Genomic DNA, 22832 nt, shown 5'->3' with positions numbered 1-22832 from the left:
GTGCGCATGAGCCTCGCTGCCGGCAGCAAAATCGATGTCACCGTATCGCTAGCTGCCGACGTAGTCGCCGCGATCGAGATCCTTCCGCGAGTCAGGCCGCCGCTGGCACGGCTGTTCGCTGGCAAGCAAGTCTCGTCGCTGCTCAAGGTGCTGCCGCGGCTGTTCGCATTGTGTGCCGCTGCACAGCAAACTGCACTGCTGTCCGCGGTCGAGACGGCGCGGGACGAAGTGATCACTCGTACAACAAAACAGCGTCGTATTACGCTTGTCGTTATCGAGCGCATCGCGGATTTGCTACGGGCCCTGTTTGTCGGACATCTTACGCAAGACATCGCCAGTGCGGCGGCAATTCGCTCCCTGATGCGGGCAATGTCAGCGCTTCTCGGCAGCGCACACTCACCCCGGCACTCCGCTCAATGCGAAGCAACAGCGCGGATCGTGGCTGCACTGAACGCGCTCGGCATGACGAATGAGGGGGGCGCGGTGAGGTCCGGTAGCCCATTGGCGCTTCGCATTGCAGCGCTTGATGAGATCGACCTTAAGCGAATTCCGGCGGAGCACTCGTTCCTGTCCGTTGCTGACGACCTCAACATCGTTACGCGGCTGCTCGTGGATGGCGCGAGGTTTTGCTATTGTCCGGATCTTGACGGAAACGTGCCCGAGACGGGTCCATGGGCGCGCCAAATGACGCGTGATCGACTCTCGCCCAGCCCTTCCGGTGCGGCCGAGCGGCTGAGGGCCAGAATTGCTGAAACGCTCCGGTTATGTGCCTGGCTCAAGGCCGGTGCTCAGATTGACTCGGCAGAGCACGGGATTATCGAAAGATACAAGTTAGGGCCCGGCCGTGCGGCGGCCGCGGTCGAATGCGCCAGGGGGCGTCTCTACCACGCGGTTGAGCTCGATCCTCAAGGCCGGATATCCCGCTTCGAATTCCTTGCGCCGACGGAGTGGAACTTCCACCCGTGCGGACCGCTTGTCCGCAGCCTGCAGGGAGCGGTGCTGACGGCTGGACGACGTCGGGATGCAGTCGATGCGGTGATCGCATCGCTCGATCCGTGCGTCGGGTTCACCCTCAATTTTCGCGAAGTTGGCGATGCATGAAATGGCGATTTGTCTCGGCATCATTCAAATCGTCGAGGAGGAGGTACGTCGGCGATCGTTCTCGCGGGTGCGGAGCGTCTGTCTAGAGATGGGAGCGCTGACCCATGCCGCGCCTGAAGCGCTCAGGTTCTGCTTTGCTGTCGTTGCAACGAGGACGGCCGCCGAGGGGGCAGTCCTTAATATCGTCGAACTGCCAGGCGTTGCCTGGTGCATGAGCTGTTCGAAGAGCGTCGAGATTGCGCGACGCGGTGAATGCTGTCCTTGCTGCGGCAGCTATCAGTTGCAGGTAACCGCGGGCGAACAGATGCGCGTGAAAGAGCTGGAGATCGATTGATGTGTACCGTTTGCGGCTGCACCGAATGGACGCCGTCGACCAAACGCGCCAAGGCGCATGATGCGGAGCGCCATGAGGGATACGATGCCCATATGCAGGGCGATTGCGATCGCCATTGTGCCCGTCCGCATGACGACCAAGGGCGGCAGCGTTCGAACTATGCTGGCGATAGTCATAGTCGCAATCCTCGCTCTGCCCATCACCAGGCTCATGGTGGGCAGGCGCTTCTGAGTGGTGCCGGGCCGGCTGGCTTAAAGGTGGCGGGTATGAGCAGAGAGCGGGTCATTCAGATCGAGCGCGATATTCTTAGCAAGAATAATGGGATTGCGGCGCACAACCGCGCACTCTTTCTCGCCAATGACCTGCTTGTATTTAATCTTTTATCCAGTCCCGGTGCAGGTAAAACGACGCTACTCGTCCGCGCGGCGTCTGAGCTCAAGCGCAGCCGGCCGGTTGGGGTTATCGAGGGCGACCAGCACACCTCGAACGACGCCGAACGCATTCGGGCCGCCGGCGTGCCATCCATTCAAGTTAACACCGGCAAGGGTTGCCATCTCGACGCTGCGATGATTGGCGAGGCTTATCGCCAGTTGCCACTGCTCACGGGTGGTATTCTCTTCATCGAGAACGTCGGTAATCTGATTTGTCCCGCAGCCTTCGATCTGGGCGAGGCCTGCAAGATCGTGCTGCTATCCATTACCGAAGGTGAAGACAAACCGCTCAAATATCCTGATATGTTTGCAGCTTCTTCGCTCATGGTGATCAACAAGATTGATCTGGCCCCGCTGCTTGAGTTCGATTTCGGCAAGACGATCGAATACGCCAGACGAGTCAATCCAAACATCGAGGTGCTTTTAGTTTCGGCTCATACGGGCGAGGGGCTTGGTGCGCTCTACGCCTGGATCGAAAGACGGGCATGGCATCAAAGGCGCGCCGTAGAGGACATAAGGCGATGAGCGCCGCAACCACCTGCGACCGAACGCGACTGCGCGTGCGCGTGGCTGGGGCCGTGCAAGGGGTCGGCTTTCGTCCTTACGTCTATAGACTCGCCGTGCGCTACGGATTGGCTGGGTTTGTCATCAATGGCCCCGAGGGCGTTACGATCGAGGTCGAGGGCAAACGTGCGTCGGACTTTGTAGCAACGTTGCCGCTCGAGGCACCTCCATTGGCACGCATCGACCACATCTGCGTTCGGGAGACGGCGGCGCTCGAGGCGAAAGAATTTTCGATCGGCACGAGCGAAGCCGGCAAATTGTCAACTCAGATCGTCGCTGATGCTGCTGCCTGCCAGCAATGCCTCAGCGAGCTGTTCGATCCAGAAAGTCGGCATTACCTTTACCCCTTCGTCAGTTGCTGCCATTGCGGCCCACGGCACACCATCGCCGAACGGCTTCCGTACGACCGCCGCAACACCGTGATGCGGGCTTTTAGGCTATGCGCTGCCTGCGCGGCCGAATATGCCGATCCGGCGAGCCGCAGGTTCCATGCGGAGGCGATCGCGTGTCCGACATGCGGGCCTCGGCTCAGCCATGGGATCAGCGCCATTGCCGCGGCAATCGCGGGCGGACAAATCGTGGCGATCAAGGGGCTCGGAGGATACCAGCTTCTTTGCGACGCGCGTAACCAGGATGCCGTGCAGCGTTTGCGCAGGAGAAAGCAGCGCCTTCAGAAGCCGTTCGCGGTTATGGTCGATTCCATAGAGCGGGTCAGCGACATCGCGGAGGCGAATGCGCCCGAGCTTGCGCTGCTCGAATCCGTAGCACGCCCCATCGTCCTTCTGTGTTCGCGCAACAATTTGGCGCCCGCCATAGCTCCTGGCTTATCGCGCGTGGGTGTCATGCTGCCTGTAGCGCCGCTGCATCACCTCATCCTTCATGCGCTTCGCTCGGCAGGGGCATGTGCGCGGACCAGCCCGATCATCGTCGCCACCAGCGCCAACCTTTGCGGCGAACCGCTCCTGATCGACAACGCGCAGGCGCTGCGGCGGCTCAAGGGGATCTCCGACCTTATCGTGACCCATGATCGCGATATAGTGACACGTGCTGATGACTCCGTGGTCTCGGTGGTGGCTGGCCGGCCGCGATTCATTCGTCGTGCCCGTGGCTATGTTCCCGAACCGATCAGGCTTGCGAAGTCGGTGCCGTCCGTGCTCGCCGTCGGCGGCGCACTGAAATCGACCGTCACCATCACGCGGGACAACCAAGCGTTCGTCTCCCAGCATATTGGCGATCTGGATACGGCCGAAGGCATCCGCGCGTTCGAGGAGACGATCCGACACCTTACATCGAGCCTCGATGTAGAGCCTGTCGCCATGGCCCATGATCTGCATCCTGATATGGCTTCTACCCGGTTTGCGGAAGCCAATGGCCGCGCGTTGGTCGCTGTCCAGCATCACCACGCACACGCTGCCGCAGTGATCGCCGAGCACGGTCATGCGGGACCTGCGCTTGCCCTGGTGCTGGATGGCCATGGCCTTGGCTCCGAGGGCGGTAACTGGGGTGGCGAGCTATTGTTGTGCGAAGGGGCGGGGTGCCAACGCATCGGGCACTTAGCGCCCCTGCAAATGCCCGGTGGAGATCGTGCAGCCCGCGAGCCGTGGCGGATGGCCAGCGCAGTATTACACGGACTCGGTCGGGGTAACGAAATCGGGCTGCGCTTTGCGGCACAACGGCAGGCTGGATGTATGTCGGCGTTGCTCGAACAGCCGGGCGGGGCCACCACGACCAGTGCGGGCCGATTGTTCGACGCCGCAGCGGCGCTGCTGGGAATTGCGAGTTTGCAGAGCTATGAGGGCGAAGCGGCGATGAAGCTCGAGGCGCTGGTGCGGCGGACTGCGATTCTCGAAGCCGGCTGGACGATCGATGGTGGCGTGCTGTCGCTTCGCCCGCTGTTTGCGCGGTTGATTGCAGATGACATTGACGCGGTGGGCGGAGCCGGCCTGTTTCATGGCACTTTCGCCGCCGCCTGCGTTGACTGGGTCGCGCGGTCTGCGCGGACAACTGGCGTTAACACGGTCGTTCTGAGCGGCGGCTGCTTCCTGAACGCGGCGCTGGCGGATGAAATCCCGCGCGGTTGCAGCGCTGCCGGCCTTATCCCGCTCGTGCCACGGCGGGTGCCGCCCAATGATGGCGGTTTGAGCCTTGGCCAGGCCTGGATTGCCGCTCTGCAGATAGCTCAACAGTCGTCCGCCAGGGGAGGATCAACCTGACTATGTGTCTTTCGGTTCCGGCAAAGATTGCAAAAATTCTTCCCAACGACATGGCCATAGTGTCCATCGACGGCATCAGCCTAGAGATATCGATTGCTCTCGTCGACGAGCTCGAGGTCGGTGATTGCGTCCTTGTCCATGTGGGCTATGCGTTGGCCAAGATCGATCCGGTGGAAGCCGAGCGCACGCTGGAGCTGCTGCAGGAGCTAGGCAGCGCAGGGGAACGCCGATCATGAAATTTGCCGACGAATTTCGCAACAAGGCCATCGCTCAAGGAATTGCGCGTGCGATTGGCGCCGAGGTTAGTTCGCAAAGGGCCTATCGGTTCATGGAGTTCTGCGGCGGGCACACTCATGCGATCTCCCGTTATGGCCTGGAGGATCTGCTGCCTGCGAACGTCCGCATGATCCACGGGCCCGGTTGTCCGGTCTGCGTTCTGCCCGCCAGTCGAATTGATATGGCGATCCGGCTTGTCGACCGACCAGAGGTCGCTCTGTGCGTGTACGGCGACCTGATGCGCGCGCCTGGGTCTCAAGGACAGTCCCTGTTGCGAGCTAAAGCGCTCGGCGCCGACATTCGGATGGTCTACTCGACGCTCGATGCTATCAGGCTCGCCGAACAGGCACCGAGCCGCGAGGTGGTCTTCTTTGCCATCGGATTTGAGACTACGACGCCGCCGACGGCGGTGATGATCCGAATTGCCGAGAAGAAGCGGCTGAAGGGCCTCAGCGTGTTCTGCAACCACGTGCTTACACCCTCTGCGATGCACAGCATTCTCGAGAACCCCAAAATCCGCGACACCGGCGGGGTTCCAATTGACGGCTTCATCGGGCCTGCACATGTCAGCACCATTATTGGTACGCAGCCTTACGAGCCCCTGGCAGAACAATTTGGCAAGCCGATCGTGATCGCGGGATTTGAGCCGCTCGATGTGTTGCAGGCTATCCTGATGTTGGTGCGGCAGGTGAACGAAGATCGCAATGAGGTGGAGAACCAGTACAGTCGCGTGGTGACGCGTGAAGGCAATCGGCGTGCCAAAGACGAGGTATCGCAGATATTCGAACTGCGTGCGCAGTTTGAATGGCGTGGGCTCGGACTGGTACCCAACAGCGGACTGAAGCTGAAACCGGCTTACGCGCAATTCGACGCTGAGACGCGTTTTGCGATCCACGACCTGCGTGTCGCAGACAATCCAGCCTGCGAGTGCTGCGCGATTCTGCGTGGCGCCAAGCGGCCAGTCGATTGTAAGCTGTTTGGAACCGTCTGCACGCCGGAAACTCCCATGGGGTCCTGCATGGTATCGTCGGAAGGCGCTTGCGCGGCGTATTGGACCTATGGCCGAGTTCGCGATGAACCGTTGAGGCGGACGTCATGAGCGTAAAGGGCTATCAGCGCAAGCTCGACCTCGAGAACGGACGCGTTGATCTTTCCCACGGATCCGGGGGCCGTGCCATGGCACAGCTGATCTCCGGCCTTTTTCACCAAGCCTTCGGTAATGAATGGCTCGCCCGCTGCAATGATCAGTCAGCGTTTGAGGTTGCGGCGGGCAGAATGGTGATGACGACCGACGGCTATGTGGTCTCGCCGCTGTTCTTTCCCGGCGGCAATATCGGGTCACTGGCTGTGCACGGCACCATCAATGACGTCGCGATGTCCGGGGCGCGTCCCCTCTATCTGTCGGCCAGTTTTATCATCGAGGAAGGCTTCCCGTTTTCTGATCTGAAGGTGATCGCGGATTCGATGGGCTCGGCAGCGCGCAGTGCCGGCGTTCACATCATTACCGGAGACACCAAGGTTGTTGAGCGCGGCAAGGCGGATGGTCTGTTCATCTCTACAACCGGGATCGGGATTGTGGCCGATGGGCTCGATCTCTCCGCCGACAAGGCAAGGGTGGGGGACCGTGTGCTGGTGTCCGGTAGCCTCGGCGATCATGGGGTGACGATCATGTCAAAGCGTCAGAACCTCGCTTTTCAGACCGAGGTCGGCTCGGATTCCGCAGCCTTGCATAATCTCGTGGCGGTCATGGTTGCCGCCGGCGGTAGCGGCATCCGGGTGATGCGCGACCCCACGCGGGGTGGGCTTGCCGCGACACTCAACGAGATTGCGCATCAATCCGAGCTCGGGTTCCGTCTGCACGAAGCATCCATTCCGGTGAAGCCGGCGGTTGCGGCTACCTGCGAACTCCTTGGACTGGATCCCATCCATGTCGCCAATGAAGGCAAGCTCGTTGCCATCGTCGCACCTGATTTGGCTGACGCCGTGCTTGCAGCCATGAAGGCACACCCGCTCGGGTCCGATGCAGCTGATATTGGCGAAGCGGTGGCTGACAATCGGAAATTCGTCCAGATGGCGACCGGTTTCGGCGGTCGACGAATCGTCGACTGGTTGTGGGGCGAACAATTGCCTCGGATCTGTTGACACGCTGCGCATCGTCCAGCTTTTGGAAGCCAAGTTTATGATCAATGGTCGTGAGCCATCACCCATCAGCTCTGGAAACCATCCCTTCTATGGGCAATCTGCCCACCGGCAGACTGCGAGTTTGCTCTTTGGGCGTGCTGAATATCGGTTGTTAGTTTTTCCACGAGCCGAGAACGCAATTCGAAACGATTCATGGCCATCGCGCAGTTTCGACGGTTGCGCAGCGCATGGTCACACGATCCGCTCGGCACCCGTGGGTTTGAAATACTGCGAACCTTGTCAAATATCGTTGAATTTCTGCGCCATTTTGACGGCTGCGTCGCAGCATCGCCGCTCGCTTCCGATTAGAAAGGCGCTTCAGGCAGGAGTTTTCAAATGAAGGTCGGAGTCCCCAAGGAAATCAAGGTGCACGAATATCGCGTGGGCCTTACCCCGGGAGCTGTCCGCGAATACGTGGCAGCGGGCCACCGCGTGATGATCGAGACCAATGCCGGCGCTGGCATTGGTGCAACCGATGACGATTATCGCATTGTTGGGGGAACGATTCTAGCTTCGGCAGCTGAGGTATTCGCATCGAGCGAGATGATCGTAAAGGTTAAGGAACCTCAGCCGTCCGAGTGGTGTCAGCTGCGGGAAAATCAGATCCTGTTCACTTATCTGCATCTGGCCCCCGACCCGGAGCAGGCCAAGGGCCTCCTGAAATCTGGATGCACTGCGATCGCCTACGAGACCGTAACTGATCCGCATGGTGGTCTTCCGCTGCTGGCGCCGATGAGCGAGGTCGCGGGTAGGCTTGCGATCGAAGCGGCGGGCAGCGCCCTGAAGCGGAGTGCAGGCGGACGAGGGCTGTTGATCGGTGGAGTGCCTGGTGTTCAGCCTGCCCGAATCGTGGTGATCGGAGGTGGCGTCGTTGGTACGCACGCGGCACGCATGGCGGTTGGTCTGGGCGCAGAGGTCACCATCATCGACCGTTCGATACTCCGGCTCCGCGAGTTGGACGAGCTATTCGAAGGACGCGCTCGCACTAGGTTTTCGACTATCGACTCTGTGGAGGAAGAGGTATTTGCGGCGGATGTGGTGATTGGTGCGGTGCTCGTTCCAGGTGCGAGCGCGCCGAAGCTGGTCCGCCGGAGCATGCTGAGCTCGATGCGCAAGAGGGCGGTGCTGGTGGACGTCGCTATCGATCAGGGCGGCTGCTTTGAGACATCGCACCCAACCACTCACGCTGATCCTACTTACGAAGTGGATGGTATCATTCATTATTGCGTGGCCAATATGCCCGGGGCCGTGCCGCTGACCTCGAGCCAGGCACTGAACAACGCGACGCTGCCGTTTGGTTTGGCTCTGGCCAACAAGGGCTTTACCGCCGTGCTCGAAAATCCGCATTTGCGCGCAGGTCTCAACGTCCATCGGGGCCGGCTAACTTACGAAGCGGCGGCCGAAAGCCTCGGGCTGCCCTTCTCACCGATCGAACAGGCTGCGGCCTGATCCCAGAGGCCCTTATGGGCATTTCCTCCCTGACTTAGGCCACCCTCCTCCGGGGTGGCTTCTTTTTTTCGGCTCCATCGATCTGCTACCGGCGCCGGCATGCATTTCGAACGTGGAGCGAAGCGAAGGATCGCCAGACGAGCCCCTCGTTTTAGTCCCCGCACGATGCGAGACAATGTACATTCGCCCATATAGCGCATATGAATGCCGGTTTTGCCAGGTAATCCGAGCCAATTGAAAATGCGCCCGTGAGGGCCCGCGATCACCGGAGCGACTTTGTCTGGCTTGATCGCCGCCAATCTGACTGGCTGTGGAGACGCCAACCGGGCCGGTGATGACTGCCGCGGGTTATTTACCGTGGTGCTGTCGCCGGCGCCGCCACTGTACCGGTGAGTGGAACCATCAAGAGGCGGCTCGGGGGCGACCCGACACACCGGCGGAGAACTTTTTGAAGTCGCGCGGCGCATCCATCATCGCCGCGGCGCGGCGGCCTTAGCAAGGATCGCAGATCGTTCCCTGGGTTTGGCGAACGCGGTTCACCTGATCGCTGAATGCCGTGAGATGAACCATGCGCAAACCACGGCATCCAGCACAAGCTACTGTCATGCGCGCTGTGGGATTTGCGACACGGTGTCGAGGCCGCGACTTGCGTTATCAAAAATAGCTGAGGCAAAATCGGGTTAAACTGTTTGGCACAAGACTTGAAAGCAAGAAACTGTCCGCAACTTTCGCTCATGGAATCGCAGTGATGGCCTACAAGATAATCGCATCCCAGTGCACCGTGTGCGGTGCATGTGAGTTCGAATGTCCCAATGCCGCGATCAGCCTGAAGAACGATATATATGTGATCAATCCGACCCAGTGTACCCAATGTGAGGGGCACTTTGACGCGCCGCAATGCGCGGTCGTTTGCCCGGTGCCAGATACCTGTGTGCCGGCATAGGTGGAGTAGTCGATGAGGGGAGCTCCTGCGCGAAACATGATGAAGACGCTATCGACAGCGGCCGTCCGTCGGATTCGTCTTCTGTTTCTCTCACTCGCTGGCCCCGAGTTGCCGGCGACTTGCGCGATCCGCTTGGATCGATTGCGGCGGAGTCCCTGCCGGCGGGAGTTGTCGTTGCCCCGGTGGAGCGGGCAATGGTAGCCTTACAAGAGACAGTCGAGCGCGTGAAGCGCATCGGCGACCAGTATCGATATGGGTTTGAGACCCTGATCGACTCCGAAAAGGCCCCCAAGGGGCTGTCGGAAGAGATCGTAAAATTCATCTCGCAGAAGAAGAATGAGCCCGCCTGGATGCTCCAGTGGCGGCTGGAGGCCTATCGGCGCTGGCTGACCATGACCGAGCCGACCTGGGCGCGTGTCGAGTATCCCAAGATCGACTTCCAGGACATCTACTATTACGCGGCGCCGAAGCCGAAGAAGACGGTGACCTCGCTCGACGAGATCGATCCGCAGATCCTGAAAACCTACGACAAGCTCGGCATCCCACTGCGCGAGGTCGCGGCGCTCGAGGGCGTTGAGCCGCCACCCGGCGGCGAGCAGACGCCGACCCGCAAGATCGCGGTAGACGCGGTGTTCGATTCGGTCTCGGTTGCGACCACATTCAAGGCTGAGCTGAAGAAGGCCGGCGTGATCTTCATGCCGATCTCGGAGGCGATCCGCGAGCATCCCGAGCTGGTGCAGAAATATCTCGGTTCGGTGGTTCCGACCTCGGACAATTTCTATGCGACGCTGAACTCGGCGGTGTTCTCCGACGGCTCGTTCGTCTACGTGCCGCCGGGCGTGCGCTGCCCGATGGAGCTGTCGACCTATTTCCGCATCAACGAGCGCAACACCGGCCAGTTCGAGCGCACGCTGATCATCGCCGACAAGGGCTCCTACGTCTCCTATCTCGAAGGCTGCACCGCGCCGCAGCGCGACGAGAATCAGCTGCACGCGGCCGTGGTCGAGCTCGTCGCGCTCGATGACGCCGAGATCAAATATTCGACGGTGCAGAACTGGTATCCGGGCAATTCGGAAGGCAAGGGCGGCATCTACAACTTCGTCACCAAGCGTGGCGACTGCCGCGGTGATCGTTCCAAGATCTCCTGGACCCAGGTCGAAACCGGCTCGGCGATCACCTGGAAGTACCCGAGCTGTATCCTGCGTGGCGACAATTCGAGCGGCGAGTTCTACTCGATCGCGATCTCGAACGGCTTCCAGCAGGTCGATTCGGGCACCAAGATGATCCATCTCGGCAAGAACACGTCGAGCCGCATCATCTCCAAGGGCATCGCAGCGGGCAAGTCGCAGAACACCTATCGCGGTCTCGTCACCGCGCATCGGAAAGCGACCGGCGCGCGCAACTTCACCGCCTGCGATTCGCTGCTGATCGGCGACAAATGCGGCGCGCACACCGTGCCGTATATCGAGGCCAAGAACTCATCCGCGACATTCGAGCACGAGGCGACGACCTCGAAGATCTCCGAGGACGTGCTGTTCTACTGCATCCAGCGCGGCCTTTCGCAGGAAGAGGCCGTCGGCCTCGTCGTCAACGGCTTCGTCAAGCAAGTTCTGCAAAAGCTGCCGATGGAATTCGCAGTGGAAGCGCAGAAGCTAATCTCGATCTCGCTCGACGGAGCTGTCGGATAACCCAACCTCCCGCGAGCCGCCCCGAATGCGGTTCGCCAGATGACATTTCAGGGATCAGATTAGAATGGCGCTACTCGAAATCCGAGATTTGCATGTTGGTGTCGAAGACCGCGAAGTTATTTGCGGCCTCGATCTTAACGTCCATGCGGGTGAGGTGCACGCGATCATGGGACCGAACGGCTCCGGCAAATCGACCCTGTCGCACGTCATTGCCGGCAAACCCGGCTACGAAGTCATCGACGGTCAGATCCTGTTCAAGGGCGAGGACCTTCTCGAGATGGACCCGGACGAACGCGCCGCCGCGGGCGTGTTCCTGGCATTCCAGTATCCGGTCGAGATCGCTGGCGTGACCACCATGAACTTCCTGCGGGCGGCACTGAACGCCCAGCGAAAGGCGCGGGACCAGCAGGAATTCTCCACCCCCGAATTTCTGAAAAGAGTCCGCAAGGTGGCCGGTTCACTCAACATTCGCCAGGACATGCTCAAGCGTGGCGTTAATGTCGGATTCTCCGGCGGCGAGAAGAAGCGCAACGAAATTTTGCAGATGGCATTGTTCGAGCCGAGTCTGTGCATCCTTGACGAGATCGATTCCGGCCTCGACATCGACGCGCTGCGTATCGTCGCCAATGGCATCAACGGCTTGCGTTCGCCCGAACGAGCGATGATCGTGATCACGCACTATCGGCGGCTTCTCGACCATGTCGTGCCGGACGTTGTGCACGTGATGTCTAAAGGGCGGATCGTGAAGAGCGGCGACAAGGAACTCGCGCTGGAGCTCGAAGCCTATGGCTACGGCCAATTCGAAGACGCGGCCTGACGGCTCTAGGGACCCGATGAAGCAGGTTTTGCCCAAAGCCGACCCCGAACGCACAAGTGGCAATGTTTTCGCTGCGGCGCGTGGACGGCTGCCTGGTGCAGGCCTTGTTCGTCAAATCCGGGCGAGCGCATTTGAGGCCTACGAGCGTACCGGCCTTCCGCATCGGGGCATGGAGGACTGGAAATACACCGATCTGCGCGCCCTGATCGGCGAGGTGCTGCCACTCGCTCCGCGACCGGATGCGGAGGCACTAGTGCGCGCAAAGGTGTCGGCCGAGCATGTGTCTGCCGATCAGGCGGTCAAACTGGTTTTGGTGGATGGTATATTCGTGCCGGAGCTATCCGATCTCGGCAAGCTGGAAAATGGACTTGTTGTGCGGTCGCTGCGAGAGGTTCTGGAGCATTCGGTCCCTGGCGACATCGCAGGTCTGGTGCTGTCGACGACGAGCGATTCCGTTATCTCGCTCAACGCCGCAATGGCAACAGATGGCCTGGTGATTACGATCTCCGACGGCAACGCGGTGAAGCGTCCAATTCAAATCGTTCACGTTGCAACCGGCGTGTCGGTGTCCACCTTTACACGCTCGTATCTACAGCTTGGTAAAGGCGCGCGTGCGGCCATCGTGGAAAGTTTCGTCTCGGCTGAACGCGCGAGCGGCTATCAAGCCAACGATGCGATAATCGCCCTAGTCGGTAACGAGGCGAGCCTTTCGTATATCCGCGTCGCAGCCGCGGCCTCTGACGCCGTGAATATCTCGTCGGCGATCATCGCAGTCGGCGCCAGGGCTAAGCTCGACCTCTTCAGCATGACCTGCAGCGGCTCCATCAGCCGCTATCAGGGATTCATCTCGCTGGCTGGCGAGGGAACCGAGGTCTCGGCGAATGGAGTTAATCTCATCAGGGGCGAGCTTCACGCCGACACAACGATGGTGGTCGACCATGCCGTGCCACATTGCACCAGTCGGGAGAAGTTCCGCGCGGTCGTCGACGATCGAGGCCGCTCGGTATTTCAGGGCCAAATTGTCGTTCGTCCTGCCGCCCGGAAGACGGACGCCACCCTGACGACGCGAGCGTTGCTCTTATCCGACGAGGCTGAGGCCGACAGTAAGCCGGAACTTGAAATCTTGGCTGACGACGTGACCTGCGGCCACGGAGCGACATCGGGTGCGCTGGACAACAGTCTCGTATTCTATCTGCGCGCTCGAGGGCTACCCGAGAAAGATGCGAAGTCGTTGCTGATTAAGGCGTTCCTTGGCGAGTCGATTGAGGAGATCACTTCCGAGAATCTGCGCGATTTTGTGACAGCTCAAGCTGAACACTGGCTGCAGGCGGTGCGATGAGCGCACATCCCGCCGTGAGCAATGGCAGTTACGACGTCAACCGTATACGTACGGACTTTCCCGCGCTCGCCATGACGGTGTACGGCAAGCCGCTTGTTTACCTCGATAACGCTGCATCCTCGCAAAAGCCAAACGCGGTGCTTGACCGTATGATGCGGGTGTACTCCAGCGAATACGCCAACGTTCATCGCGGCTTGCACTACCTCGCAAACGCGGCGACCGAGGCGTATGAAGGCGCCCGTACCAAGGTGGCGCGGTTTGTGAACGCGCGTACAAACGAAGAGATCATCTTCACTCGGAGCGCCACGGAGGCAATCAATCTGGTCGCCCAGACTTTTGGCCGTGAACGCATTAAGTCGGGTGATGAGATCGTGCTCTCCATTATGGAACACCATTCGAACATTGTGCCATGGCACCTTCTCAGGGAACGACTCGGTGCAGTGATCAAATGGGCGCCAGTGGATGATGACGGAAACTTCTTGCTCGATGAGTTTGAGCGACTGCTGACCCCGCGCACCAAGATGGTTGCAATCACACAAATGTCGAACGTGCTCGGCACGGTATTGCCGGTGAAAGACGTGGTGAGGATCGCGCATGCTCGTGATATCCCGGTGCTGGTTGACGGCTCGCAAGCTTGCGTCCATCTGAGCGCCGACGTTTGCGACATTGATTGCGATTTCTACGTCATGACAGGCCACAAACTCTATGGTCCGACCGGGATCGGTGTTCTTTACGGCAAGTCTGAGCATCTGGCATCGATGCCGCCCTTCAACGGCGGCGGGGAGATGATCCGCGAGGTCTCGCGTTCCGGCGTCATTTATGGTGATCCGCCACACCGGTTCGAAGCAGGTACGCCGCCGATCGTCGAAGCCATCGGTTTAGGGGCAGCTATCGATTACATCAATTCAATAGGCACGGTGCAAATCCGCAGGCACGAGAGCGTACTGCTCGCTTACGCGCAGGAGAGGCTGGCGGGGATAAATTTCATGCGCATGATCGGGACCGCGGCACACAAGGGACCGATCGTTTCCTTTGATATGAAGGGGGCGCATGCGCATGATATTGCCACCGTCATCGACCGCGCCGGCGTGGCGGTGCGGGCGGGGACCCATTGTGCGATGCCGCTGCTCAAGCGCTTCGGCGTGCTGGCAACGTGCCGCGCGTCCCTCGGACTTTACAATACACGTCAGGAGATCGATGTGCTCGTGCGTGCGCTTATCAAGGCGCGGCAGCTGCTCTCGTGATTCGGCGAGCCTGCGATCTCCAGGTGGGCAGCTCGCATTGAGGCCTGGAGGATGAGGTCATGCACCTCATCGCATAACAGCAGGTAAGCACCTGTAGGTCGCAACAAGCATACATAGGATTGATGGGCCTGTGTCGGCCAGCCGCTCTTGCGGCCGGTCTTCCAGTGCGGCGCCTTCGGCGAGGTCGATCGCAGAGTACTGCGATCGCGAACACGCTCGAGAATTGGGCTGGCAACTTCACGCATAGCCAGCCCTTGTTCAATTTCGAACAGGGCCAAGCCAGAGTTCTCTGCCCCAAGCGTAATGTCGGGTTCGCAACACCAGCCACCGTAACCGCACGAGGCGCGCTAAGCGATTTTGATTGCTAAGTTTTTGGTGCTTATGATGCGCTGGCATGCTGGTTGCAAAAGTCTTTCCCAAGAGGCCGCCCTCGCAACAGCTAACTTTTGAAGGACATCAGATGAGTCTCGCCACGACCCAGAGCATCGCAGAAATCAGGGCTCGCAATAAAGAGCTCATCGAGGAGGTGCTGAAGGTCTATCCGGAGAAAACCGCGAAACGGCGTGCCAAGCACCTCAACGTTCACCAAGCCGGCAAGTCAGATTGCGGGGTGAAGTCCAACATCAAATCCATACCTGGTGTGATGACAATCAGAGGCTGCGCCTATGCAGGGTCAAAGGGAGTGGTCTGGGGACCGATCAAGGACATGGTCCATATCAGCCATGGCCCGGTAGGCTGCGGTCAATATTCGTGGGGCTCCCGACGAAATTATTACGTTGGCACGACGGGGATCGATAGCTTCGTGACCCTGCAGTTCACCTCCGACTTCCAGGAAAAGGATATCGTATTCGGTGGCGACAAAAAGCTGGTCAAAATTCTTGACGAAATCCAGGAGCTGTTTCCGCTCAACAACGGCATCACGATCCAATCGGAATGCCCAATCGGATTGATCGGTGACGACATCGAGGCCGTGTCGAGAGCGAAGTCAAAGGAATACGGCGGCAAGACCATCGTGCCGGTCCGTTGTGAGGGCTTTCGGGGTGTGTCGCAATCACTAGGCCATCACATCGCCAACGATGCGGTGCGCGATTGGATTTTCGACCAGCTTGAGTCCGATGGCAAACCAAAGTTTGAGCCGACGCCGTACGATGTTGCGATCATCGGAGACTACAATATCGGCGGGGACGCCTGGTCATCGCGAATTCTGCTAGAGGAGATGGGCCTGCGGGTGATAGCGCAGTGGTCCGGCGACGGTTCACTAGCTGAGCTCGAGGCAACGCCGAAGGCAAAGCTCAACATTCTGCATTGCTACCGTTCTATGAACTACATCTCGCGCCACATGGAAGAGAAGTTCGGTATCCCCTGGTGCGAGTACAACTTCTTCGGACCTTCAAAGATCGCAGAGTCGCTGCGCAAGATTGCTGGCTATTTCGACGACAAGATCAAGGAAGGCGCCGAGCGGGTGATTGAAAAGTACCAACCGCTGGTGAACGCTGTGATCGCAAAATATCGCCCGCGCCTGGAGAGCAAGACGGTGATGCTGTACGTCGGAGGGCTCCGTCCGCGTCATGTGATCGGCGCATACGAGGACCTCGGGATGGAAGTCATTGGTACCGGATACGAGTTCGGTCACAACGACGACTATCAGCGCACAGCTCAGCACTACGTAAAGGACAGCACGCTCATCTACGATGACGTTAATGGCTATGAGTTCGAGCGCTTCGTAGAAAAGCTCCAGCCTGACCTCGTCGGCTCGGGCATCAAGGAAAAATACGTTTTTCAAAAGATGGGTGTGCCGTTCCGGCAGATGCACTCCTGGGACTATTCGGGCCCATATCACGGCTATGACGGCTTTGCCATCTTTGCCCGCGACATGGACATGGCCATCAACTCGCCCGTCTGGAAGAAAACGAAGGCCCCCTGGAAGGAAGCTTCGAGGGCCAAGCTCCTGGCTGCAGAATAAACCAACTCATCTCGGTCTGCGCGAAGGCCGGGGCGACACCAATCTCGATTGTGAAGGATTTCAACGATGGCGCAGAGTGCCGAACACGTGCTCGATCATCTCGAACTGTTCCGAGGTCCAGAATACCAGGAGATGCTGGCCAAGAAGAAGATATTCGAGAATCCGCGCGATCCCGCCGAGATCGAACGCATCAAGGAATGGACGAAGACGGCCGAATATCGCGAAAAGAACTTTGCGCGGGAGGCGCTAGCGGTAAATCCGGCCAAGGCATGCCAGCCGCTTGGCGCCGTATTCGCCTCTGTTGGCTTTGAGGGCACGCTGCCCTTCGTCCACGGCTCGCAAGGCTGCGTTGCCTACTACCGCAGCCATCTGTCGCGGCACTTTAAGGAGCCTTCTTCCTGCGTCTCCTCGTCGATGACGGAAGACGCTGCCGTATTCGGCGGTCTGAACAACATGATCGACGGGCTCGCGAACAGCTACAACATGTACAAACCCAAGATGATTGCGGTCTCGACCACCTGCATGGCCGAGGTGATCGGCGATGACCTCAATGCCTTCATCAAAACGTCGAAAGAAAAAGGCTCGGTCCCGGCGGACTTCGACGTGCCATTCGCCCATACGCCGGCGTTCGTCGGGAGCCACGTCACCGGTTATGACAATGCGCTCAAGGGCATTCTGGAGCATTTTTGGGACGGTAAGGCCGGAACAGCGCCGAAGCTGGAGCGCAAGCAGAACGGGGCGATCAACATCATTGGTGGGTTCGATGGCTATACCGTCGGGAACCTTCGCGAAATCAAGCGCATCTTGGCGTTGATGGGCATCCAGCACACGATTCTCGCTGATAATGCTGAAGTCTTCGATACTCCGACAGACGGCGAATTCCGGATGTATGACGGAGGCACGACGCTGGAAGATGCGGCCAACGCGGTTCACGCCAAGGCGACAATCTCCATGCAGCAGTGGTGCACCGAAAAAACGCTGCCATTCGTTGCTGACCATGGGCAGGACATCGTATCCTTCAACTACCCGGTGGGCTTATCCGCAACGGATGACTTTATCTTGGCGCTGTCACGCATCAGCGGCAAGGAGATTCCCGAGCAGCTCGCGCGAGAACGTGGCCGCTTGGTCGACGCCATCGCTGACTCCAGCGCGCATATCCATGGCAAGAAGTTCGCGATCTATGGCGATCCGGATCTTTGCTATGGGCTGGCTGCGTTTCTGCTCGAACTCGGCGCCGAACCGACCCATGTGCTGTCCACGAACGGCAGCAGGGCATGGCACGAAAAAATGCAGATGCTGCTTGCAAGCTCGCCATTCGGGCAGGGCTGCCAAGCCTATCCGGGCCGGGACCTCTGGCACATGCGCTCACTCCTGTTCACCGAGCCAGTCGATTTTCTGATTGGCAACACCTATGGCAAGTATCTGGAGCGGGATACTGGAACGCCACTGATCCGCATCGGCTTTCCGGTTTTTGATCGGCATCACCATCACCGGTCCCCCCTATGGGGCTATCAGGGCGGCCTGAATGTGCTCGTGAAGATCCTGGACAAGGTCTTCGATGAGATGGACAAGAAGACGAACGTTCTTGGCAAAACTGACTACAGCTTCGACATCGTTCGTTGATGAGCGACCGTGTCGCGTGCCATCGCAATAACTGCGATGGCACAAGCACATGACCGTTGACCATGCGATTAGTTTGCGCTGAGAGGAAAAAGGGATGAGATCACTAGCGGCCACGGTCCAGAATATTTTTGACGAGCCGGGCTGCGCCAAGAACGGCAGTAAGTCGGAGGCTGAACGCAAGAACGGCTGCACCAAACAACTGCAGCCGGGTAGCGCTGCGGGCGGCTGTGCTTTCGATGGCGCCAAGGTTGCGCTACAGCCGTTCACCGATGTCGCTCACTTGGTGCATGGTCCGATCGCGTGCGAAGGGAATTCCTGGGACAATCGCGGCGCGGCGTCGTCAGGCTCGAATCTGTGGCGCACCTCGTTCACAACCGATTTGAGCGAAACCGATATTGTATTCGGAGGCGAGAAGCGGCTCTGCAAAGCGATCAAGGAGATCATCGACAAGTGCGACCCGCCCGCGATCTTCGTTTATCAAACCTGCATTCCAGCGATGATTGGCGACGATATCAACGCAGTCTGTAAGGCCGCATCTCAAAGGTTCGCAAAGCCGGTGATCCCGATCAATTCCCCGGGCTTCGTCGGCTCGAAGAACCTCGGTAACAAGCTCGCCGGCGAGGCGTTGCTCGACTATGTGATCGGGACGCAAGAGCCAGACTACACCACCCCGTACGATATCAACCTGATCGGAGAATACAACCTCTCGGGAGAGCTCTGGCAAGTGAAGCCACTGCTAGACGAACTTGGAATACGGATTCTCTCGTGCATCTCCGGCGATGGCAAGTATCGCGAAGTCGCTTCAGCCCATCGCGCGCGGGCGGCGATGTTGGTGTGCTCAAAGTCCATGATCAACGTCGCACGCAAGATGGAGCAACGCTACGGGATTCCGTTCTTCGAGGGGGCGTTCTACGGTATTCAAGATTCGAGCGAATCGCTGCGTCAGCTTGCCCGATTATTGGTTGAGCGCGGCGCGCCTGCAGATCTGCTCGGGCGCACTGAATCGGTGATCGCGCGCGAGGAAGCGTGGGCCCGGGCTGCGATAGGGCCGTACAAGCCACGATTCGAAGGCAAGAAGGCTTTATTGATCACCGGAGGCGTCAAGTCATGGTCGATCGTTGCGGCACTCCAGGAATCTGGGCTTGAGTTAGTCGGAACCAGCGTCAAGAAATCAACCAGGAAAGACAAGGAGCGCATCAAGGAGCTCATGGGGCAGGATGCCCACATGATTGAGGACATGACGCCGCGCGAGATGTTTAAGATGTTAAAGGACGCAAAAGCGGACATCATGCTATCGGGCGGCAAGTCGCAGTTCGTCGCGCTGAAAGCGGCGATGCCATGGCTCGATATCAATCAGGAGCGTTGCCACGCCTATATGGGCTATGTCGGAATGGTCAAGCTGGTGGAGGAGATCGATAAGTCACTCTCGAGTCCGATGTGGGAGCAGCTACGTCGACCGGCTCCATGGGAGGTATTGGCCAAGGCGATGGAGCAGATGCAATCGCCCGTGGCCGCGATCGCCTGCGATCCGGCGCTCGCCGAAACCGCGCGCCGCGCGAGGAAGATCTGCGTGTGTAACGCGGTCGATTTGGGCACGATTGAGGATGCAATCTACGCGCACGGCCTGAGAAGCGTCGCCGCGGTGAGAGAGCATACCAATGCGGCCGGTGGCTGCTGCCAGAGACGCATCGAAGGTATCTTGGTGTCCGAGCCATCTGCCATGCGACAGGCCGCAGAATAGGGAGGCGTCATGGCCATCGTCACGGCGCCGACGAAAGCCTGCGCTGTCAACCCGCTGAAGATGAGTCAGCCGATCGGCGGCGCATTCGCCTTCATGGGGCTGCGCGGGGCGATGCCGCTTCTGCACGGCTCCCAGGGATGCACATCCTTCGGGCTCACGCTCTTCGTCCGGCATTTCAAAGAGGCAGTACCGCTGCAGACCACGGCGATGAGCGAGGTCGCGACCGTGCTCGGCGGTTATGAGAATCTCGAGCAGGCGATACTGAACATCTACAACCGTACCAAGCCAAAGATCATCGGTATCTGCTCGACCGGTGTCACCGAGACCAATGGCGACGATGTGGATGCCTACCTCAAGCTAATCCGCAACAAGCATCCGCCACTCGCAAAGTTGCCAATGGTGTATGTCTCGACGCCTGATTTCAAGGGCGCGTTCCAGGACGGGTGGGAGAAGGCTGTGGCACGCATTGTGGAGGTGCTGGTGGAAGGGCCCAGCGCCAATGGCCTGAGGGACCCATTGAAAGTGAATGTTCTGCCAGGATGTCACCTGACGCCCGGCGACATTGATGAACTCCGCGCCATAGTGGAGGATTTCGGCTTGTGCCCGTCCTTCCTCCCTGACCTGGCGGGATCGCTCGATGGGCATATCCCCGATGAGTATACGCCAACGACCATCGGCGGCATCGGCGTCGACGAAATTGCGAGCATGGGGCGCGCCGGATGGACGATTGCAATCGGGGCGCAGATGCAGCGTGCGGCAGAGGTCATGCAGGTCAAAACCGGCGTGCCTTTTCGTGTCTTCGAGCGGCTGTGTGGTCTCTGTCCGAGCGACGAATTCATGACCTTCCTGAGCGAGATCAGCGGCCGCCCCATACCCTTGAAATATCGGCGCCAGCGCGGTCAGCTCGCCGATGCAATGCTGGACGCACATTTCCATATTGGCGGTCGCAAAGTTGCTATCGGCGCTGAGCCAGATCTTCTGTTCGATCTGTCCGGCATGCTGCACGACATGGGCGCGCAGGTGACAGCGGTCGTGACGACCACTCAGTCGGAGGTGATCGAGCGGATCAAGACCAAGGAGGTACTCATTGGCGATCTCGAGGATCTGGAAGGGCTTGCCAAAACACACCATTGCGACCTCTTGATCACGCATTCGCATGGCAGGCAAGCGGCGGCTCGGCTGAAATTGCCGTTCTATCGCACGGGTTTTCCGATGTTCGATCGACTTGGTGCGGGACACCAACTATCCGTGGGCTATCGTGGTACCCGCAATCTGATCTTTGAAATCGCCAACCTCGTGATCGCGCACCGCGAGGAAAACGATCGGCCTACGCCCGATAAGTGGCGGACTGCGTCCCGGCTGCCACTTTGCTCGGGCTATCGCAGCTCCACCGGCGCGGCTGCGGGGTCGATTGGATGAAAGTCGCGTTTGCCACTCAGGACCTGAAACGAGTCGACGCCCATTTTGGTTGGGCAAAGAATATCGCAATCTACGATGTCACGCCTGGAGGGCACGTGCTTCTCAAAGCGATTGAGTTTGAGGGCGATCTAAAGGAAGACGGCAACGACGACAAGTTGGCGCCGAAGATCGAGGCGATCAAGGATTGCGCAATCCTTTACGTCGCCGCCATTGGTGGTGCCGGGGCTGCGCGAGTGGTGGCCAACAAGATCCATCCTATCAAGGTGAACAAGCCAGAAAGCATTCTGGTGTTGCTCGAAAAACTCGAGCGCGTACTGAAGGGCACGCCACCTCCCTGGCTACGCAAGGTCATGGCAAAGGACCGAGGGCGTACGTTCGAGTTCGACGAATGAGGTGATATGACCGCAAAAATAGAGCAACAGGGCAGCGCCGTCGACGCGCCGTTTCTCAAGGAGTTGATCAAGATTTGGCGTGCTCAGGATACCAACGGAGCCTGGGAGGCGAAGAGTGATCTTGACCTGCTCGAACCCTATATCCTGGACAAGCAGAAAAGGCGCGCATTGCCGATTATCGGTGATCCCGATTCCGATACACTGTGGCGGCTTAAGCTGTTCTTCGATGCGGTCGCGCTCTCGATCGAGAAGGAGACCGGCGGGATAATCCAGCCGATTCTGGATCTGCATCATGAAGGCTTCGGCCGCATGGTGCTCATCTCAGGTCGGCTGATCGCCGTGAACAAGCAGCTGCGCGACGTCCATCGCTTCGGATTTGATAATTTCGTAAAGCTCGCGCAGGAGGGCGACAAGTACGTCAGCGACGGAATCGACTTGATTCGGAAATTTCCGGACGTGGCAAACCATTGGGGATACTCATGAGCGATCGTGAAACATTGAAGGCGGAACTAAGGAAGGTGTCGGCGAAGGCGATACAGGCGAAGATGGATCTGCACGACCTTTCCGAAGAATTACCCATCAACTGGACCTCGATCATGCTGGTGGCGCAGAAGGCGTACGATGCCTATGCCGAACTTGAGCGGAAGGGCCTCGACTTGAAGGCGCTTGAAAAAACTTAAAAGGGGCAACGCATGTCGTTTCAAACACGAGACGGACGCGACTGGACGCCACAATACCTGATCTCGATCGATGCCAAGAAGTGCATCGGCTGTGGTCGCTGTTTCAAGGTTTGCGGCCGTGATGTCATGACGTTGAAAGGAATCAGCGAGGATGGCGAATTTGTCAACCTCGATGACAACGACGATGAGATCGAAAAGAAGGTCATGGTTCTGAATGATCAAGGCGCCTGCATTGGCTGCGGTGCATGCGCCAGGGTTTGCCCGGCCAACTGCCAGACTCACACATCAGCTATACCTGAAGCGGCGTGAGTGAACACACTCGTCCTGTCGCGGCAGGCGAGATATAGGTGAGGAAAGGTGCAATTTTGATCAGGTGAACTCATGGTGAGAACCGCGCAAGGATCTCGATTGGTTGGGGCCAGCTATGTTATGCC

At 59.0% G+C, this 22832-nt stretch carries 22 protein-coding genes; all 22 read left to right on the top strand.

Annotated features, from left to right (window positions below; genetic code table 11):
• The first annotated feature begins 6 nt into the window (after positions 1-6).
• Positions 7-1101, top strand: a complete 1095-nt coding sequence (locus QA642_RS41745) for a hypothetical protein (RefSeq protein ID WP_283082006.1) — start codon at positions 7-9, stop codon at positions 1099-1101.
• On the top strand, positions 1094-1435 hold the full coding sequence (gene hypA / locus QA642_RS41740; RefSeq protein ID WP_092216236.1) for a hydrogenase maturation nickel metallochaperone HypA: 342 nt from the start codon (positions 1094-1096) through the stop codon (positions 1433-1435). The genes QA642_RS41745 and hypA overlap by 8 nt, the downstream gene beginning before the upstream one ends.
• Entirely contained in the window at positions 1435-2391 is a 957-nt protein-coding gene (hypB, locus tag QA642_RS41735; protein ID WP_283082005.1) for a hydrogenase nickel incorporation protein HypB, read from the top strand. Before hypA ends, hypB begins: the two co-directional genes overlap by 1 nt.
• Positions 2388-4643 carry a carbamoyltransferase HypF gene (hypF, locus tag QA642_RS41730; protein WP_283082004.1) on the top strand — a complete coding sequence of 752 codons (2256 nt, stop codon included), beginning with the start codon at positions 2388-2390 and terminating at the stop codon, positions 4641-4643. Before hypB ends, hypF begins: the two co-directional genes overlap by 4 nt.
• A gap of 2 nt (positions 4644-4645) precedes the next feature.
• Positions 4646-4879, top strand: a complete 234-nt coding sequence (locus QA642_RS41725; RefSeq protein WP_092216239.1) for a HypC/HybG/HupF family hydrogenase formation chaperone — start codon at positions 4646-4648, stop codon at positions 4877-4879.
• A complete protein-coding gene (hypD, locus tag QA642_RS41720; protein ID WP_283082003.1) occupies positions 4876-6018 on the top strand; it encodes a hydrogenase formation protein HypD in 1143 nt (380 codons plus the stop codon). Before QA642_RS41725 ends, hypD begins: the two co-directional genes overlap by 4 nt.
• Positions 6015-7061, top strand: coding sequence for a hydrogenase expression/formation protein HypE (hypE, locus tag QA642_RS41715; RefSeq protein ID WP_271611023.1), 1047 nt, complete (start codon positions 6015-6017; stop codon positions 7059-7061). Before hypD ends, hypE begins: the two co-directional genes overlap by 4 nt.
• A 192-nt stretch (positions 7062-7253) precedes the next feature.
• Positions 7254-7409 (top strand): hypothetical protein, encoded by a 156-nt coding sequence (locus QA642_RS41710; RefSeq protein WP_167380821.1) that lies wholly within the window; start codon positions 7254-7256, stop codon positions 7407-7409.
• Between the two features lie 27 nt (positions 7410-7436).
• The gene (gene ald / locus QA642_RS41705) at positions 7437-8549 is read left to right on the top strand and encodes an alanine dehydrogenase (protein ID WP_283082002.1); all 1113 of its coding nucleotides are present in this window, start codon (positions 7437-7439) and stop codon (positions 8547-8549) included.
• A 748-nt stretch (positions 8550-9297) separates the two neighbouring features.
• Positions 9298-9492: a 4Fe-4S binding protein gene (locus QA642_RS41700; RefSeq protein WP_035730311.1), complete on the top strand. Its 195-nt coding sequence runs from the start codon at positions 9298-9300 to the stop codon at positions 9490-9492.
• Positions 9493-9686: 194 nt separating this feature from the next.
• Positions 9687-11180, top strand: a complete 1494-nt coding sequence (sufB, locus tag QA642_RS41695; RefSeq protein WP_283082001.1) for a Fe-S cluster assembly protein SufB — start codon at positions 9687-9689, stop codon at positions 11178-11180.
• Between the two features lie 64 nt (positions 11181-11244).
• On the top strand, positions 11245-11997 hold the full coding sequence (gene sufC / locus QA642_RS41690) for a Fe-S cluster assembly ATPase SufC (RefSeq protein ID WP_283082000.1): 753 nt from the start codon (positions 11245-11247) through the stop codon (positions 11995-11997).
• 16 nt (positions 11998-12013) lie between these two features.
• On the top strand, positions 12014-13336 hold the full coding sequence (gene sufD / locus QA642_RS41685; RefSeq protein WP_283081999.1) for a Fe-S cluster assembly protein SufD: 1323 nt from the start codon (positions 12014-12016) through the stop codon (positions 13334-13336).
• Complete coding sequence (locus QA642_RS41680; protein ID WP_283081998.1) at positions 13333-14580, top strand: cysteine desulfurase; 1248 nt, start codon at positions 13333-13335, stop codon at positions 14578-14580. The genes sufD and QA642_RS41680 overlap by 4 nt, the downstream gene beginning before the upstream one ends.
• A gap of 460 nt (positions 14581-15040) precedes the next feature.
• Complete coding sequence (nifD, locus tag QA642_RS41675; protein WP_027563321.1) at positions 15041-16543, top strand: nitrogenase molybdenum-iron protein alpha chain; 1503 nt, start codon at positions 15041-15043, stop codon at positions 16541-16543.
• Between the two features lie 66 nt (positions 16544-16609).
• The gene (nifK, locus tag QA642_RS41670; protein WP_283081997.1) at positions 16610-18166 is read left to right on the top strand and encodes a nitrogenase molybdenum-iron protein subunit beta; all 1557 of its coding nucleotides are present in this window, start codon (positions 16610-16612) and stop codon (positions 18164-18166) included.
• 94 nt (positions 18167-18260) lie between these two features.
• The gene (gene nifE, locus QA642_RS41665; protein WP_283081996.1) at positions 18261-19907 is read left to right on the top strand and encodes a nitrogenase iron-molybdenum cofactor biosynthesis protein NifE; all 1647 of its coding nucleotides are present in this window, start codon (positions 18261-18263) and stop codon (positions 19905-19907) included.
• Positions 19908-19916: 9 nt separating this feature from the next.
• The gene (nifN, locus tag QA642_RS41660; protein ID WP_283081995.1) at positions 19917-21326 is read left to right on the top strand and encodes a nitrogenase iron-molybdenum cofactor biosynthesis protein NifN; all 1410 of its coding nucleotides are present in this window, start codon (positions 19917-19919) and stop codon (positions 21324-21326) included.
• Positions 21323-21718: a nitrogen fixation protein NifX gene (gene nifX, locus QA642_RS41655; RefSeq protein ID WP_283081994.1), complete on the top strand. Its 396-nt coding sequence runs from the start codon at positions 21323-21325 to the stop codon at positions 21716-21718. The genes nifN and nifX overlap by 4 nt, the downstream gene beginning before the upstream one ends.
• Positions 21719-21724: 6 nt before the next feature.
• A complete protein-coding gene (locus QA642_RS41650) occupies positions 21725-22201 on the top strand; it encodes a NifX-associated nitrogen fixation protein (protein WP_283081993.1) in 477 nt (158 codons plus the stop codon).
• On the top strand, positions 22198-22398 hold the full coding sequence (locus QA642_RS41645) for a CCE_0567 family metalloprotein (RefSeq protein ID WP_092218307.1): 201 nt from the start codon (positions 22198-22200) through the stop codon (positions 22396-22398). Before QA642_RS41650 ends, QA642_RS41645 begins: the two co-directional genes overlap by 4 nt.
• A gap of 12 nt (positions 22399-22410) precedes the next feature.
• Positions 22411-22707: a ferredoxin III, nif-specific gene (fdxB, locus tag QA642_RS41640; RefSeq protein WP_092218306.1), complete on the top strand. Its 297-nt coding sequence runs from the start codon at positions 22411-22413 to the stop codon at positions 22705-22707.
• Positions 22708-22832: the final 125 nt, after the last annotated feature.

The organism is Bradyrhizobium sp. CB2312 (assembly GCF_029714425.1).
Lineage (GTDB): Bacteria > Pseudomonadota > Alphaproteobacteria > Rhizobiales > Xanthobacteraceae > Bradyrhizobium.
This window is presented reverse-complemented; position numbering and strand designations above follow the sequence as displayed.